This is a genomic window from Methanobacterium formicicum (genome assembly GCF_029848115.1).
GTDB classification, from domain to species: domain Archaea; phylum Methanobacteriota; class Methanobacteria; order Methanobacteriales; family Methanobacteriaceae; genus Methanobacterium; species Methanobacterium formicicum.
Map to the genome: position 1 here is coordinate 1 of NZ_JARVXG010000043.1, position 16,101 is coordinate 16,101.

General features: G+C 44.4%; 14 protein-coding genes. 8 read left to right on the top strand and 6 right to left on the bottom strand.

The genetic code is table 11. The features are described from left to right. Positions 1 to 162 precede the first annotated feature (162 nt). Together pheT and QC759_RS04905 are read right to left on the bottom strand one after the other, a co-directional pair. Positions 163 to 1,833 carry a phenylalanine--tRNA ligase subunit beta gene (pheT, locus tag QC759_RS04900; RefSeq protein ID WP_048073121.1) on the bottom strand — a complete coding sequence of 557 codons (1,671 nt, stop codon included), beginning with the start codon at positions 1,831 to 1,833 and terminating at the stop codon, positions 163 to 165. Positions 1,834 to 2,007: 174 nt separating this feature from the next. Beyond that, a complete protein-coding gene (locus QC759_RS04905; RefSeq protein WP_048073120.1) occupies positions 2,008 to 2,364 on the bottom strand; it encodes a hypothetical protein in 357 nt (118 codons plus the stop codon). A gap of 196 nt (positions 2,365 to 2,560) precedes the next feature. Here QC759_RS04905 and QC759_RS04910 point away from each other — a divergent pair, with 196 nt between their 5' ends. The 8 genes from QC759_RS04910 to QC759_RS04945 all read left to right on the top strand — a co-directional run bounded on the left by QC759_RS04910 (position 2,561) and on the right by QC759_RS04945 (position 11,099). Beyond that, positions 2,561 to 5,233 (top strand): valine--tRNA ligase, encoded by a 2,673-nt coding sequence (locus QC759_RS04910; protein WP_048073119.1) that lies wholly within the window; start codon positions 2,561 to 2,563, stop codon positions 5,231 to 5,233. A gap of 29 nt (positions 5,234 to 5,262) precedes the next feature. Next, the gene (gene aroA / locus QC759_RS04915) at positions 5,263 to 6,567 is read left to right on the top strand and encodes a 3-phosphoshikimate 1-carboxyvinyltransferase (RefSeq protein WP_048073903.1); all 1,305 of its coding nucleotides are present in this window, start codon (positions 5,263 to 5,265) and stop codon (positions 6,565 to 6,567) included. A gap of 179 nt (positions 6,568 to 6,746) precedes the next feature. Continuing rightward, on the top strand, positions 6,747 to 7,205 hold the full coding sequence (locus QC759_RS04920; protein WP_048073118.1) for a GTP-binding protein: 459 nt from the start codon (positions 6,747 to 6,749) through the stop codon (positions 7,203 to 7,205). Positions 7,206 to 7,352: 147 nt separating this feature from the next. Then, positions 7,353 to 7,991: an endonuclease III domain-containing protein gene (locus tag QC759_RS04925; protein WP_048073902.1), complete on the top strand. Its 639-nt coding sequence runs from the start codon at positions 7,353 to 7,355 to the stop codon at positions 7,989 to 7,991. A gap of 33 nt (positions 7,992 to 8,024) precedes the next feature. Beyond that, on the top strand, positions 8,025 to 8,207 hold the full coding sequence (locus QC759_RS04930; RefSeq protein WP_048073117.1) for a hypothetical protein: 183 nt from the start codon (positions 8,025 to 8,027) through the stop codon (positions 8,205 to 8,207). 462 nt (positions 8,208 to 8,669) lie between these two features. Further along, a complete protein-coding gene (locus QC759_RS04935) occupies positions 8,670 to 9,158 on the top strand; it encodes a hypothetical protein (protein ID WP_048073116.1) in 489 nt (162 codons plus the stop codon). A 326-nt stretch (positions 9,159 to 9,484) separates the two neighbouring features. Further along, positions 9,485 to 10,261: a helix-turn-helix transcriptional regulator gene (locus tag QC759_RS04940; protein WP_279845184.1), complete on the top strand. Its 777-nt coding sequence runs from the start codon at positions 9,485 to 9,487 to the stop codon at positions 10,259 to 10,261. Then, a complete protein-coding gene (locus tag QC759_RS04945; protein WP_048073115.1) occupies positions 10,191 to 11,099 on the top strand; it encodes a UbiA family prenyltransferase in 909 nt (302 codons plus the stop codon). The genes QC759_RS04940 and QC759_RS04945 overlap by 71 nt, the downstream gene beginning before the upstream one ends. Before the next feature lie 230 nt (positions 11,100 to 11,329). On the opposite strand, the gene QC759_RS04950 is transcribed toward QC759_RS04945, so the two are convergent. The 4 genes from QC759_RS04950 to rbr all read right to left on the bottom strand — a co-directional run bounded on the left by QC759_RS04950 (position 11,330) and on the right by rbr (position 15,869). Further along, entirely contained in the window at positions 11,330 to 13,504 is a 2,175-nt protein-coding gene (locus QC759_RS04950; RefSeq protein ID WP_048073114.1) for a DHH family phosphoesterase, read from the bottom strand. A 310-nt stretch (positions 13,505 to 13,814) separates the two neighbouring features. Beyond that, complete coding sequence (locus QC759_RS04955; RefSeq protein WP_048073113.1) at positions 13,815 to 14,306, bottom strand: hypothetical protein; 492 nt, start codon at positions 14,304 to 14,306, stop codon at positions 13,815 to 13,817. Between the two features lie 352 nt (positions 14,307 to 14,658). After that, on the bottom strand, positions 14,659 to 15,036 hold the full coding sequence (locus tag QC759_RS04960) for a desulfoferrodoxin (protein ID WP_048073112.1): 378 nt from the start codon (positions 15,034 to 15,036) through the stop codon (positions 14,659 to 14,661). 248 nt (positions 15,037 to 15,284) lie between these two features. Further along, positions 15,285 to 15,869 (bottom strand): rubrerythrin, encoded by a 585-nt coding sequence (gene rbr, locus QC759_RS04965; protein ID WP_048073111.1) that lies wholly within the window; start codon positions 15,867 to 15,869, stop codon positions 15,285 to 15,287. Positions 15,870 to 16,101 lie beyond the last annotated feature (232 nt).

Below are 16,101 nucleotides of genomic sequence, written 5' to 3' on the forward strand. Positions count from 1 at the left end.
ACTAAAATAAACTAAAATAATATTTAAAATATAAAACATTAAAATATAAAAAAATATTAATTTTTCCCAGAATTCCAAAATTAGAACTCACTGAATCCAAACTTCCTACATTTTTTAGAAATTCCTTCAGAATTCCGGGATACTTGTCCAAGGTTCCATAACTTATTTAATGGATTTAAACTCCACTTCCAGGGCCACCACCGGGTACTCCAGTTGGAAGTTGCGGATGACCTCCGGGTGCATTTCACCGAAGAATCCTTCCACACACACTTGGGAACTTCCTTCTTTCACTCCTTTTATGCGGGCGCATCGACCCTTAATGAAGCTGGGGTGGTCCAGGTCTTCGATCTCCATGACCAGGCCCAGGTTACTTATCAGGGCATCACTGGTTGATTTTATTTCAGTGAAGTTGGCCTGGGAATGGGTGGTCATAGCGGCCATCTTCTTAACACCGGTGGTTCTGGTCTCAGTCTCTTCATCCAGGAAGACAGTTTCTCCCACTTCAAAGATCTTCTGGGGAAGTTCCTCGTGTTTGTTATCCTCCAGAAACTCTAAAAGGCCGTTGAGGAGGCTTTGCCGGATCATAGTCCGGTCCTGACTTATGGGCTGGGCTACCTCCACCCTTTCAGTTTCAGGGAGTTTCATCTTCTGGTAGTGGTTCTCCTCATTGGTTAACATGAGGCTCATGACCTCGGCAAATCCCAGTCCATTCATGATCTCCCGAACATTCTGGTCAAAATCAATGTAAGGGTCTTCCCGGGCCACAGTGGCCACCTGGGGTAGTTCCGGTTCGATCTTGCGGAAACAGTAGCCTATGGCCACATTTTCTATGAGGTCCACCTCGTGGAGTATATCTGCCCGGTAGGAGGGGATTTTAACCCGAACCGTGTCATCATCAACGGCATCTGCATCAAAACGAACCTTTTTCAGGGCTTTAACCACCTCATCAGCAGTAAGTGGTATTCCAATTAGTTTAACCGCATTTTTCACACTGACTGTCCTTTCCTTGGGAGTTAAGTCCGGTCTGATGAGGGTTTCATCCGAGTATATGTTTTCCATGGTCTGGATGGTAGCCCCGGACTCAGCAAAACTGGTGGCAATGATATTTAGGGTACGCTCCACTGCCTGCTGGTCCGTGCCAGTCACATCCACAAAGAGATTTTCAGTGCCTGTGGTAAGTTTAGTTAACTCTCCATTGATAATAGGGGGCATGGAAAGTACGTTATCCTCAGAATCCATTAACAATGGATACTTATCGAACTTATCTATTAAGTGGGCATAGGCCTTTCCCTTCTTGTGCACGGTGAGTACTTCACGGAGAGTCATCTCCTCCTCCATCTCCAGGGGTACAAAAGATACTTCATCAGGGTCAGCGGCGAAATAACGGAAAGGACCCTTTAAAACATCCAAGTTGTGGATTCCAATGGCTACCTTTTTGCGGTCCCGTCCTATCACCCAGTGCAGGTCTTCCTGGAAGTCCATTATCTGGGCTAATTTCTCGTCAGAAAATTCAACCCCCCGGACCAGACAGCAGGCAGTGTAGGGCCGGATATCCTTAAGCCCAGGGTCTATGGTGATACTGGTTCCAGATGGTTCCAGATGGTACCTGGGCATTCCCTGTTCTATTCCCAGGAACCCCTTGAGTGCCCGGGCCACTCCTTCCACACTCAAGTAGTCGGGGCGGTTGGGGAAAAACTCCACCTTAACCTCTTCATCATCATAGTCCTCTATATCACTCCCGATCATGGGGAGCATGTCTATGAGTTCATCCTTGTCCATGGATCTATTCAATAATTCTTCCAGATCAGTGTAGGTGAATTTTATAACTGGCATGACTCTTTCCTCTATTTAAGTTATTTTTATGGTCTAAATTTGGTGTGATTTATCAAAGATTTTTTGGTGAATTTAGTTTGTATAAGTATATTTACTGTGAAATATTTGATTTATGAATTTAATTTTGATTTATGAATTATTAATAAATGAAAATAAATTTTTTAATATCCCTTCCTATATGCCTAAAAACATGATGAAGAACAGGGACTCTACTGTGAAGTGCAGGGCACGGTGCTGTAACCAGGTCATTTCCAGTCCAGCTACTTCGTGGTAGAGGTCTATAACCAGGTGGATGATTGCTGCTAATAATCCAATTTCCAGGGACAAAAAGAGCAGAGATAACAGGATGAAGTGGAATATAGCTTCCAGAACCTCGTGCACCATCCACATTCTAATGTTGGAGCCCACTATCTTCTGTATCATTCCCGCCAGTAGGACATAGAAATCAAAGAACAGCTTCCAGAAGATTTGGCTGTGCGCCTCATCACTTATTGCCAGGATAACGGCTATGTAAAACCACAGCATTTCCATATTATGCTCACCGTATCATTATCATGGTTACAATTTGTGTCAGTGTAATTTTATACCATATGTAACTATAAATTTAATTATATCCATTGGTTAAATAGACTATAACAATACTTAACTTGAAAGCATATATATTTAATTTAGCTATTTGGCTGATTTTAGAATTTACTAATGATTTAGCATGGAGAGGAGACCGAAGATGAAGGAAGTTGAGGTTCCTAAGGACTACAATCACGAAAAAGAAATCGAGTGGCAAGATATATGGCAACAAACAGAGCTTTACCAGTTCGACCCCAATGAAAGCCGACCCCGTTACATAATTGACACACCACCACCGTACCCTACGGGATCCATACACATAGGTCACGTTCTTAACTGGCTGTACATGGATTTACTGGCCCGTTGGAAACGTATGCAGGGCTACTCAGTACTGTTCCCCCAGGGCTGGGACTGTCACGGTCTGCCCACCGAGGTTAAGGTGGAGGAAATCCACGGCATCAAGAAGAACGATGTGCCCCGGGATGAATTCCGCGAAATGTGCATAGACCTCACCCGGGAGAACATCCAGGGTATGAAAACCCAGATGCAACGCATGGGATACTCCCAGGACTGGAACCGGGAATACGTGACCATGACCCCGGAGTACAAGGAAAAGACCCAGCGTAGTTTCCTGAAGATGTACCATGACGGTCTCATTTACCGGGCAGTGCACCCGGTGAACTGGTGCCCCCGCTGTGAAACTGCCATTGCTTTTGCTGAAGTTGACTACCAGGAAAATGAAACCTTCCTCAATTACCTTGAATTTCCTTCAAGCAGTAATGAATCTGGTGTGCCTATCGCCACCACCCGGCCAGAATTACTGGCAGCATGTGTAGCAGTGGTAGTGCATCCCGAGGATGAACGTTACCAGCACCTCACTGGCAAAAAGGTTAAGGTGCCCCTCTTTGACCGGGAAGTGGAGATCATCACCGACCGAGAGGTGGACCCAGAATTTGGTACCGGGGCAGTTATGATCTGTACCTTCGGGGATAAAACCGACGTAATGTGGGTTAACCGCTACAACCTGGACATCATAGAGGCCATCAATGAACAGGGAATAATGCAGGATGTCTGTGGCAAATACGCCGGACTCACCCTGGCAGAATGTAAACAGGCCATAGTAAATGACCTGGATAAAGAGGGATATCTCACCCGTAAAGAGAAGGTAGACCAGAACGTGGGACTGTGCTGGAGATGCAAAACACCCATTGAGATTCTGGTTAAAAAACAGTGGTTCGTGGCAGTTAAAGAACTCAACAGCCAGATAGAGGAAGCTGCCGAGAACATGGACTGGATGCCCGAGCATATGAAAACCCGTCTTTTAAACTGGACAGGTAACATGGACTGGGACTGGTGCATCAGCAGGCAGAGGATATTCGCCACCCCCATACCAGTATGGTACTGTAAAAGTTGTGGAGATGTATTGTTACCCTCCGAGGATGAATTACCCATCGATCCCACCCAGACCCAACCTTCCACCCCCTGTAAATGTGGAAGCACCGATTTTGAAGGTGAAATCGATGTACTGGACACTTGGATGGACAGTTCCATCACCCCCCTGGTGATTGCTGGTTGGCCTTCCCCCGAGTACAAAGATCTCTTCCCGGCCACCATTCGTCAGCAGGGACACGATATCATACGGACCTGGGCCTTTTACACTATATTAAGGTCTCTAGCCCTTACTGGAGAGGCACCTTTCCAGAATGTGGTGGTCAATGGAATGGTATTCGGAGAAGACGGCCATAAAATGAGTAAGTCAAGAGGTAATGTCATTGCCCCCGAGGATGTGGTGGCGGAGTACGGTGCCGATGCCCTGCGTCTATGGGCCGCCAACAGTGTTCCCGGCTCCGATGTTCCTTTCGCCTGGAAGGATGTGCAGCACGGCTATAAATTCCTTAGGAAATTCTGGAACGCCTTCCGGTTCGTGAACATGCACCTGGCCGGTTACAGTGAAGAAGAAATCAAACTGGAAAGTCTAAAACCACTGGATAAATGGATACTCTCTGGTTTAAACCAGTTGGTGGCTGAGGTCACCCAGGCCATGGAGGAGTACAACTTCGCCCAGGCCCGTAACCACATACAGGCCTACATATGGCATGACTTCTGCGACGATTACATTGAAGCTGTTAAATACCGATTGTACACTGATGATGATGGAGAATCGAAGCAGGCAGCACTTTACACTCTTAACACAATTATCAGGACCTGTTTAAAGCTTATGGCCCCCTTCACTCCCCATTTCACTGAAGAAGTAAACTATTATCTGGGCCACAACCGTGACCCGGAAGAATTTAGAAGTATTCATCAAGAAAAATGGCCGGAAGTGAGGGAGGAACTCTGTGATAAAGAAGCAGATGAAAGGGGAAAATTGGGATCCGAAGTGATCAGCCAGTTAAGACGCTTTAAAGCCAGCCGTAAAATGCCACTTAACGCTCCCCTTAAGTCTGCTACTTTATATTCCAGTTCCCCTGCAGTTTACAACCAGTTAATGGAGTTACAGGAAGATATACAGGGCACCATGCGTGTTGAGAAGTTAATGGTCACCGAGGGAAAACCCGATGTACGGGAGATAGTGGTGGAAGTAACCCCCCGCATGGACCAGATCGGACCACAGTTCAAGGGCCAGGCCCCGGTAATTGTGCAGTACCTGCAGTCTGAAGACCCGCAAGAAGTAGCCAAAACCCTGGAAAAGGATGGTTACATTGATGTGGAAGGATCCCACGTCACTGCTGATCATGTTTCCACCAGCAAAGAACTGGTGGGCCGCACCGGGGAAAAGGTGGAACTCCTGCTCCTGGAAGAACTGGAACTGGTAATTGAACTGGTAATCTAACCAGTTACCAAATTAAACAGGTGATTATGGTGGAATTAAAGGTAGAAAAAGCCAGCGAAATAAAGGGAGCGGTGAAAGCTCCTCCCTCCAAAAGTTACACCCACCGTGCCTTACTCTTAGCCTGCCTGGCCCGTGGTCAGTCACGTCTGAGGGACCCCCTGTACTCCGCTGACACCCTGGCCACCCTGAAGGCCTGCCAGGCACTGGGGTGTGACATTGAACTTGAAGATGAGGGTTGCACTGTCCAGGGTACTGCCGGAGAGTTAAAAACCCCTGAAAATGTTCTGAACCTGGAAAACAGTGGCACCACTCTTCGCTTTTTAACCACCATGACCAGCCTGGCACCAGGATGCAGCGTGCTCACTGGTGATAATTCCCTGCGAACCAGGCCCATGCAGGACCTCCTGGATTCTCTCCAGAAACTGGGTGTGGCTGCCTATTCCACCCGAAGTAACGGCCTCCCCCCTGTAGTGGTTAAAAGTGGGTTTAGTGGAGGTAAAAGTGACATCAAAGGTAGTGTGAGCTCCCAGTACATCTCCTCTATTTTACTCTCTGCACCCTATGCCCAGAACCCGGTGGATCTCCAGGTGGTAGGGGCGTTCAAGAGCCGGCCCTACGTGGAGATGACTCTGGACATCATGGATAAATTCGGTGTCCAGTGCCGTCAGGAACCTGGAAACAAATTCCACCTGGACCAGCAAACCTACCAGGCCCGGGATTACACCATTGAAGGGGATTACTCCTCAGCATCGTACCTGATGAGTGCTGCCGCCATATTAGGTGGGGAAGTTACTGTTCTTAATTTATTCAAAGATTCCCAGCAGGGAGATAAACTTATACTGGACATCCTGGAGAAAATGGGGGCCAGTATCAAGGCCCGGGAAGACCAGGTTACAGTTAAGGGGGATTCTCCGGAAAGCAAACCCACCGGAAAGATCACCTCCCCTCTCACCAGTATTGATGTTAACCTGGAAAACTCTCCCGACCTCCTGCCCACAGTGGCGGCCCTGGCAGCAGTGGCCCAGGGAACATCCCACATTGTAGGGGTGGAACACGCCCGCTACAAGGAAACTGACCGGGTGCATACCATGGCCCTGGAATTAAGTAAACTGGGAGTGGATGTAACTGAAGAAAGGGACAGTCTCACCATCACCGGAGGAGCACACGGTGGTGTGGTGGAAAGCCACACTGATCACCGCCTGGTTATGTCCCTGACACTGGTGGGACTCCTTACCGGTGAAGTGCGTATTAATGGGGCCGAGGCCTACCAGGTTTCATTCCCTAACTTCCCCCAGGTGATGGAAGATTTGGGATGTCCCATCAAAATCATCTAAACTATTTTTATTATTTCCATTGTGAATTGGCCCCGGGATAAAGGGATAGTTTAATAAAAGGATAGTAACTAAATAAATTCATTGATTAATACTTGTACGGGATAGGTATTATGCACTGATTAAGGAGAAACTTGTATATTGAGTGAAGGGATTGGGAATATTTTTTACAGGTGGCTAAAATGAGACACAACAAGGAAACCAAAATAGTGGTTCTGGGCGCCTATAACTCAGGAAAAACCACTACCTTAGAACAGATCTGTCACAACAGGGCCAAAGTTGAATACAACGGAACCACCACTGCCCTGGACTATGGTAACACCATGATCAACGGAAAAAAAGTGCACTTCTTCGGAACCCCAGGCCAGGACCGCTTCCGCTTCATGCGGAGGATAGTCTCCGAAGGCCTGGATGGAGCCATACTGGTTGTGGACAACAGCAAGGGAATAACCTCCACTGACCAGGAAATCCTGGGACGACTGGACCAGTTCAATATTCCCTACGTAATCTTCGCCAATAAACAGGACCTTAACTCCGATAACCTGGATACTGATTCGGATGCACCAGTAATCCCCACCACTGCCCAGGATGGAGACGGAGTTATGGAAGGAGTAGAAACCCTCCTGGAAATTCTCCACTAATTATTTGACACCCCTATAAACCTTCATTTTTCTCATATTTCATTTCTTTAAATTATTAGGGGAGATAAATGATTTTAGGGGACAAATATAGTTAAATTTACCACAACTAATATTATAAATCCTAAAAAGGAAGGGACGGTTTTGAACATGGATCTTGACCAGCGTATTGATTTGGTTATGGAAAGTTTAATGCAGAAATACGATCTGCGGGTATTTGAAGGTGGGGATCCCTACCGGGTTCTCATCAGGACCATACTCTCCCAGAGAACACGGGATGAAAACACTGACCGGGCCTCAGCCCAGCTTTTCTCCCAGTACCACACCATGACCGAGATCGCCAGTGCTGACCCCACCCGACTGGAACCACTGATACGCCCAGCTGGTTTCTACCGGGTTAAGGCCCAACGTATTGTGGAAGTTTCAAAGAAGCTTCTGGACGAATTTAAGGGCCAGGTACCGGATGATATTAAAAATCTGCTGAAACTACCCGGTGTGGGGCGCAAGACCGCCAACTGTGTCCTGGTTTACGGTTTCCAGAAGCCAGCCATACCCGTAGATGTCCATGTTCACCGTATAAGCAACCGCCTGGGCCTGGTTAAAACCAAAACCCCGGAAGAAACTGAGGTAGAACTGGAAAAAATAGTCCCCAAGGACTACTGGATTGAATTAAATGACCTCATGGTGCAGTTCGGACAGACCATCTGCCGCCCCCAATCCCCCCGGCACGAGGAATGTTCCCTACAGGATATCTGCGATTATTACCAGGCAATAAAGAATTCATATTAAAATTATATGACCAAAACCATGGAGAAATCATAAATGGCAAACCCTAAGAAAGGCGAAATTCAACTCAATGTCGAAATACCGAAAGTTGTCAAAAAACAGTTGTATATAGAAGCCATTGAGCAGGAAATCTCTGCTAAAGCATTAATAGTTAAATACCTTAAAAAAGGTTTAAAAGAAGATTATGCCAAACGCAAAGATAGAGATTTAGGTTTTTAGATTTTAAATACCCACCATAATACCCTACAATAAACTATTTTTAAGTGAATATAATTCATTATCATTAATAACCAGCATAGAATTAATAACCAGATAGTTATATGGTTTGAATCTACTTTTTGACATGATACTCCATTTTTAACCCCTCCACAGTACTAGTGATCAATTATTGACACCACATATACGAACTGAATATTGTTGCTCACTTATCTGACTATTTTTAGTGGTCCATAGTTTTTATTAATCTTACAACCAAAATTATTTATTGTCATTAAGTTAGTACATAATATAAAGTAATATTGTTGAATCATATTTGTGTTAAATTAGGTAAGGTAAATTGAGTTTGTAGTGTTAGGTTATGAGAGTAACCTAAGTTTGCAATGTTAAGGTTATGCAAGTAACCTAAGGTTGTAATGTTAAGCCCTGCAAGTAAATTGAATTGATAAATAAGGAGAGGAATCTATGGAAACTAAGTATTTAGTGGGAATTTTAGTTCTGATTGTGGCCATTGGTGGTGCCACCGCTTGTAATTATTTATTGCCCGTAAATGAACCAGTAACGTCGGATAAATCTCCAGCAAGCACCCCTACAGTGGGGAATGCTTCTGGAGGTAGTGAAGAACAGACTCAAGACACAACCAAAAAGACGGTTCAGGCCCAGAAAGTCACCTGCACCAAATGCGGAGGAGATGGAGTTCTCAGCTGCACCAGCTGCGGAGGTAGTGGTGTGTTAAAAGGATCCTGCCCCACCTGCGGCGGTGATGGTAATGTGTACATCGATGGTAATGGTAACACCAACCCCGACGTGGTACAAATGGTGAAGGTACTGGCCTGCCATACTGAGACCTGCCCGGCCTGCGGAGGAACTGGCGGAGAAAAGAAAACCTGTACCAAATGTGGAGGAGACGGGAAAATATCCTGCCCAGCCTGTGGTGGAGACGGATACACTTAAACCTCCATTTTCCCATTTTTTTCCTTTTTTAAAATTGACCGCATTTACCCAGTAATACCTCCAAAACCTATTTAACTGCCCACATACGCCTAAAAAATGTTTATTTAACTTGTAAAATCTTAATCTATTACAAGTAATACAGTTTAACTATTAATGATGTATGTAGGAGTCACCATTACATCCTGAACCCTAACAAATATTAAGGTCATATAAAATACCTAATGTTAATTACTTACGATTAGATTTATAATTGTAAGAAATATTACATGGGGGAATTTAATATTAGCATTGATTACCTTGATGTTTACTCAAAAACGAAGGATCAGATGAGATACATTGCTGGTTCGTCAGTAAGGGTGCAGATTTTAGTCTGCCTGGGCGAAGGTTCCAAAACCATGACTGAACTAAGATCAGAAACTGGACAGAGCAGTTCCACCCTTTCACACAACTTGAGTAACCTTGAAAAAAAGAAAATAACCACTAAAAACGAAGAAAAATATTGTTTAACTTCCTTTGGTGAAATAATAAGTATTAATCTTGTGGAAGACATTAAAACCAATGCAGCCATCAGTAAATTTAAGAGGCTGTGGATTAACCATGACTTGAGCAGTATTCCTCCGGAACTTTTAAGGAGAATTGGGGATCTGCATAACTCCACACTTATCGAAGCAGAGTCCGGGGAAATATTCAAACCCCAGGATACTTATGAAAAAATATTAACTGAATCAGAGTACATTAAAGGAATTTCACCCATTTTCCGTTTCAATTACATTGACATGTACCAGAAGGTGATTGAAAAAGGTACCAAGGTTGAATTAATATTAACCCAGGACATTGTTAACCAGACCATGGAGGGTATAAGCAGTGAGGAAATGGAATATCTGAAGAGTTTCATATCCCAGGACATGGTTAAATTTTGGGTTATTCCTGAAGTTAAAATTGCGTTTACCGTTACTGATAAATACTTATCATTAGGTTTATTCCTGGAACAGGGGGATTATGATAATAGCAAAGACCTGATAAGTGATGATTATGACGCAGTTACCTGGGGTAACCAGTTATTTAAATACCATAAGAACCAGGCTAAACCATTCACCCTATAGATCCATCATTAAAATATTAGTTATATTAACTTCCAGTTCAGTGTTTATAGCCCTCAGCGGTTGTTTAAAAACCTTTTTTTCCTTTTCTTTGTACGGAGTAACCCTGTCTTATCCACTTTTAATAGCTACTTTTCTGGTGATCTACTCGGTTTACGGGTTAAACAAGATAACTGACACCAAAGAAGACCAGTTAAATGCACCTGAGAGATCAAAAATCATCTCCAGTCACCTGAAGCTGTTCAAGTACACCACATTTTCCGCCCTTATCCTATCCCTGATCATTGGAATTCTCCACAGCTGGAAAGTGTTACTGGTGCTCATTTTCCCGTTGATAGCCGGTTTAATATACAGCATAAAGTTCCACCCACGGATACCGCGCTTGAAGGATATATGTGGCGTGAAGAGCTTCACTGTTGCTTTAAGCTGGACTGTAGGTAACACCTTCCTGCCAGTAATAGGCCACCGGGTGGATTTCATCCTTATGGGGCTGGCTTTTTACTTCTTTTTCATTAAAAGTTTCATTAACACCGTGCTTTTCGATCTCCTGGATCGCAAGGGGGACAAACAAAGCAAAACCATAACCATACCCGTGGTTATGGGCAAGTCACGTACCATTCAATTACTTCTAATTCTCAACACCACCCTGATCCTGGTTATTCAACTGGCCCTGGCCTTTAAACTCCTTCCAGTGTTCATCATACCCCTGATTTTTTGCACGATCTACGGTTACCTCTACATATTTTACTTTTCTCGCCAGGAAAACCGTCTGGAAATGGATATCCTGGTGGATGGTGAGTGGATACTGGTGGCATTCATCACCATACTGCTGGTGAAGTAAATGGAAAAATCTGGTTTTTTAAAAATTTAATTTGCACTATTTAAACCCAAAAAACCTGATATTAAAACTGGAAAACCTGGATAAATTAGAGAAACCAGGATAAATTAGAGAAACCAGGATAAATTGGAAAAACTAGGAAAAATTAGGATATCTAAAAATGAAAACCCCTTAAATATCATTCCTAATGATAATAATAAAAAAAAGAAGGGATGGAAAAATAATCCCTAATTTCACGCCTTTAGCCCGGCAACCTTACCGGCAAAGGCTTGCAGTACTTTTTTGGATAGTCCTTCCACGAATTTCAGGCTACCGGCACATTCGTGGCCTCCACCATCAATACCTGCTTCGGGTATTTCCACCAGGAGTTCCTGGATTATGGTGTTGAGGTTGAAACCGAATATCTCATTCACGGCATCGGTGGCCCGTATAACCCCAAAGTCTGGCCCGTAGGCCAGGGTGATGATGGGTGTTTCTTCCCCGTGCTTCTGGACCATGCTGTCGTGGACAAAGCCACAGGTCTTACCGGGAGCAGGGAAGGTGAATTTATGGGCGAACTTCTCCACATCCAGAACACTGAATATGATCCCGTTGGGGAACTTCTGGGTCTTGAGGTTGGGGAGGGCTGCGGCCAGCTGCCATTCCACACGTCTTTGTGACTCTTTGTAGAGTGCATCCACGAGTTTGGTGTGTTTTTCACGGTTACCCAGTCCCAGTATGGTGTCCATGATTCCCCGACCATTCATGAAGCGCAGGAAAAATGCTTCAAAGTCAATGGCCGTGGCGATCCTGTCCAGGTCTTCCAGATCGTAGCCTTTTTCCTTGGCCAGATCAATGTACCACTGTGCTTCTGGTGAGCGGGCGTGGTCACCCACTGCTGCTATACCCGGCAGGTGGAGAAGTCTATCCTTTACCTCGGGGTTGATCATCTGGGCCAGTTCCACAGCCAGAGCCCCGGCAGTGACCTGGCTGTCTCCTCCTTCCAGGTAGGGGTTCACGTGGACATCAACGTAGTCGTCCACGGCCACCCGACCATCGGTGACCTCTCCAGGGTAGTGGTGATCCACTACCACCACTTCAATATCGTAGATCTTAACCTTCAACAGGGCCAGGATGTCCTCTTCGGTGGAACCGTTGTCCATGAGGACCAGTAAAGGTAGTTTCTGTCCGTGACGTTCCAGGTCTTCCAGGGCAAAGCTCAAGTCCTTCACCACATCTTCAATCTCGTAGAAAGGTGCTTTACTGGGAGAACGGCGGAAATAATGCCATTCTGCATCGTTGGCCGGGTTGATCTCCTGCAAGAGTGGTATGACTGCCTTTTCCACGGCCACACCCGCACAGATACCATCAGCATCGGCGTGGTGACGTACCAGTATGCTGCGCCCGTCCATGATGGCTCGGCGGATGGCTTTAGCCGCAGCAACTAGGCGTGGTTGTAATTTCTGGATAATTGGTGCGTCCTGTATGAGCTCGGTGTTTTCTGGTTCTGCCCGCTTATCCAGGGCTTCGTCGATACGTTGCCTGGCTTCAGTAGCGTCTGATCCGTGGAGTCTTTCGATGCTCTCGGATTCTATCTGGATTTTACCTCCATGGAGGGATACTTCCCCCAGTACCTCCACCATATTGTCGATGTTGATGTTGGGGTAGACCCGTACCCCGGCTTCATCAAAGGCTGCCGCCCAGGTGATACCAGTCTCATCGGAGATGGTGAAGATGGTGGGTCCACTGGTCTGCTGGATCTGCACCACTTCTCCCACCAGGCACACATTCCTGCCCTTCATTTTAGGGGTGATGTCGGCTATTCTGGTACGGGGCATTTCCTTTTTGAGTTTCACCAGTTCGTAAGCTCCTTTTATGGCAGCGGGTGCCAGGTCCACTTCTCCCCGGTGGTGTTTGATCTCCATGATCTGGACAAATAACTCCTCACCCACACTGTAGGGTGGGCTCCTCATACGCAGAAGGCCGTAAAGTTTCTTGGAGAGACTTACAAAAACACCGTAGTCTTCTACCCGGGTGATCTTTCCCTTGTAGTGCTCCCCTAACTCCAGGTCCTGTAGTTCTGAGGCAGGGTGCAGTATGTACACCCGTGGTTTGTCCTGGCAGTCATCGCAGTAGTCTCCCTTTTCAATGGGTTTACCACATTTAGTGCACAGGTTGATTTCTCCTTTTCCCTGACATTCCGAGCATTCCTCGGTGACTTCTACTTCTCCTTTACCACTGCACACACTGCAGGGGACTTCCTGTTCCTGGTCCAGTTGGAAGCGTTCTCTCGCTCCCCCGGAAAGGCCTTTTAGGTGGCCTTTAATATCTACTTCGTCGGAGACTCCAGTTCCGTGGCAAGCTTCACATATCTTGTAGCTCACCACCCGGCGTCCCTTCCCTTTACATTCTGAGCATGTTTTTTTCATGATTGTATCCTCAAAAAAATAGTTATGGTAACTTGGTTTTCGTGAAAACTTAATTTATGATTTTATAAGAAATTTAGTTGGTTTAATTTGATTATAGTTTAATTAATTTTATTTTTAGTTGTAATTCATTTGTTTAAAGTTTAATTAATGTAGTTATAGTTTAATTTAGTTCATTTGAAGTTTAATGAATAATTATAGTCTTATTCAATTCAACATATGACTTTAAATTTGATTTATGAATTTATTCACTCCCAGATACGAATAAACTTAATTCAACAATCTATTTCAGTAAAAAGAAAAGATTTGTGAATCATTTAAATTTGGCGGGGTTCTGCTGTACTATCTCTTCCCTCTGTTTCTGGTACGACTGGGAAGCGTCCATGAACTGGTTGGCATTGTCCACATGGGTGTTGGCGGTTTTGGTGTCATTGCGGGCAAACAGGGGGATAGCAACCTTCAGCTGGTTGGTGGCGTTGATTTTGGCATCCAGCTCCTGGAGGGTGATCTGCAGGTAAGTAACGTAAACCTGGTCCTGGAGATTCTTAGCGTATATCAATGCCTCCTGGGTGGATGTTCTGGCATCACTGAACTGGGATGAGGCGTTGTCAGCCTGTGACTGGGCAGCTTCGTACTGGTACTTGTTGGTACTGGTGGCAGCCTGGTTGAAATAGTTGTCACCGGCGGATATATGGTCGTTGATGGTGTCGGTTAACTGATCTATCTGGGAGACTTGAGTGCCTAAACACCCGGATAGAGAAACAGTCACCAATACCAGGGCGAATATAATGATTACTTTACGCATAACACACCTGCACAGTTTGAATTTATTTCCAATCCACCAATTATTTCTAAAATCCTGTAAATTTAATGATAAATCTAATATGTGTGGAATTACTTGAAATATTTGCCTATTAAAAGTGGAGATATCCCCATTATCTAGTTTGAATATAGATTTCAATAGTATTTGATTCCTTAAATAGTTTTAAACTAAGTATCATAAACCAGCAGTTGAGACTTAAAAATTATGCAAAAAAATATTTTCTTTAATAATATACTTTTTTCTATGAAAAATGTGCTTCATAAGAAAAATTTTCAAAAAAAAGGAGATTAAATCAATAAAAAAAATGATGATGCCCCTTTAGATTTTCCCGAGATCAAGACTTCCATAACCCGTGAATATTGCAGTAGCTTCGTATCTGGGTTACTGTATCTGGATCAACTGGAAATTCTGCTTCTGGCTGGTCTCCGGGTTTTAGAAGCTGGACGAAAACCTGGTCACCCGTGGCTAGCTCCACCCACTCAATGTGGTGATTTTCCTCCATGGGATGGGCTACTTCTCCCACTTTAACCCTCACTCCCTGGGCTGTTTTTTCCATAAGTGGCCGGTGTTTCAGGGCCCCCTCATCATCCTGCCTTTCTTTCAAGAGTTCCATGGGCACTTCACAGCAAACCAGCTTACCCTGGCCGGCACACCGCACATCCACAATATTTCCACAAACATCACAGCGATAGATCTGTCCTTTTTCCGTCATTTGAACCCTCAATTATTTTTTTAATATATTAATGTAAATTTTCCAAAATGTAAATTGCTTTCTTTTAATGTAAATTAAGTGTCTGTTTGAAACCTATGAATTTTTTATCCTTTAGCTATGCCCTGCTTCTCTGTTTTAGGTGTAAAAATAATAAGTTGTAATCCTCCAAAAAAATAGGAAACAATACCCTCTCCAAAAAAAACGTGGAGATAGGGTATTTATGTTGGAAACCCTAGATTTTCCTTGTTTTAGTATTTTTCGCAGCGTATCATGAAGTATTCTGTGGGGTGGTCACAGGAGGGACATTTTTCTGGTGGTTGTTTTGCAGTGACTGAATATCCGCATTTAATACAGGTCCAGGTGACTTCTTCATCTTTTTTAAAGAAGGTTCCGGCTTCAATTTCTTTCAAGACCTGAATGTACCTTTCTTCGTGGTGGATCTCTGCGCGGCCTATGGAATTCAAACGCTGGGCAACGTCATCCAGTCCTTCTTCCTTAGCTACTTTAGCAAATTCGGGGTACATTTCACTGTTTTCGTAGTGTTCACCAGCAATGGCTGCCTTTAAGTTTTCCACGGTATCTCCCAGGGTGAGGGGGGCTTCCGCTTCCACTACAATGGCATCATCATCCAGTGATGCGTCTTTTTTCAGGTTCTGGATCATCCTGAATAACCATTTTGCGTGTTCACGTTCGTTATCCGCAGTTTCCAGGAATATTTTCTCGAGTTCAGGGTACCCATCCTTTTTAGCCTGTTTAGCATAGAAAGTGTACCTGTTTCTAGCCTGACTTTCACCAATAAATGCTTTTGTAAGGTTTTCTAAGGTTTTTTGCATTATTGACACCTCATATTTTATTTAGGCCCCCAACTTTATAAAAGTTTTTATCATTAATGAAATTCAATAATACCCTCATTACAGTTCCTGATCCGGGAAAGAAGTGCGTTATCATTGATTATGCGTTATAAGAGTGTGGAAAGGTTATTTAATATTCCTTCTCACTTTTAACCAACCTATTTATTACCTATTAATCATATAATAAAAAAGTAGATGCTTTTAATGAGTACAA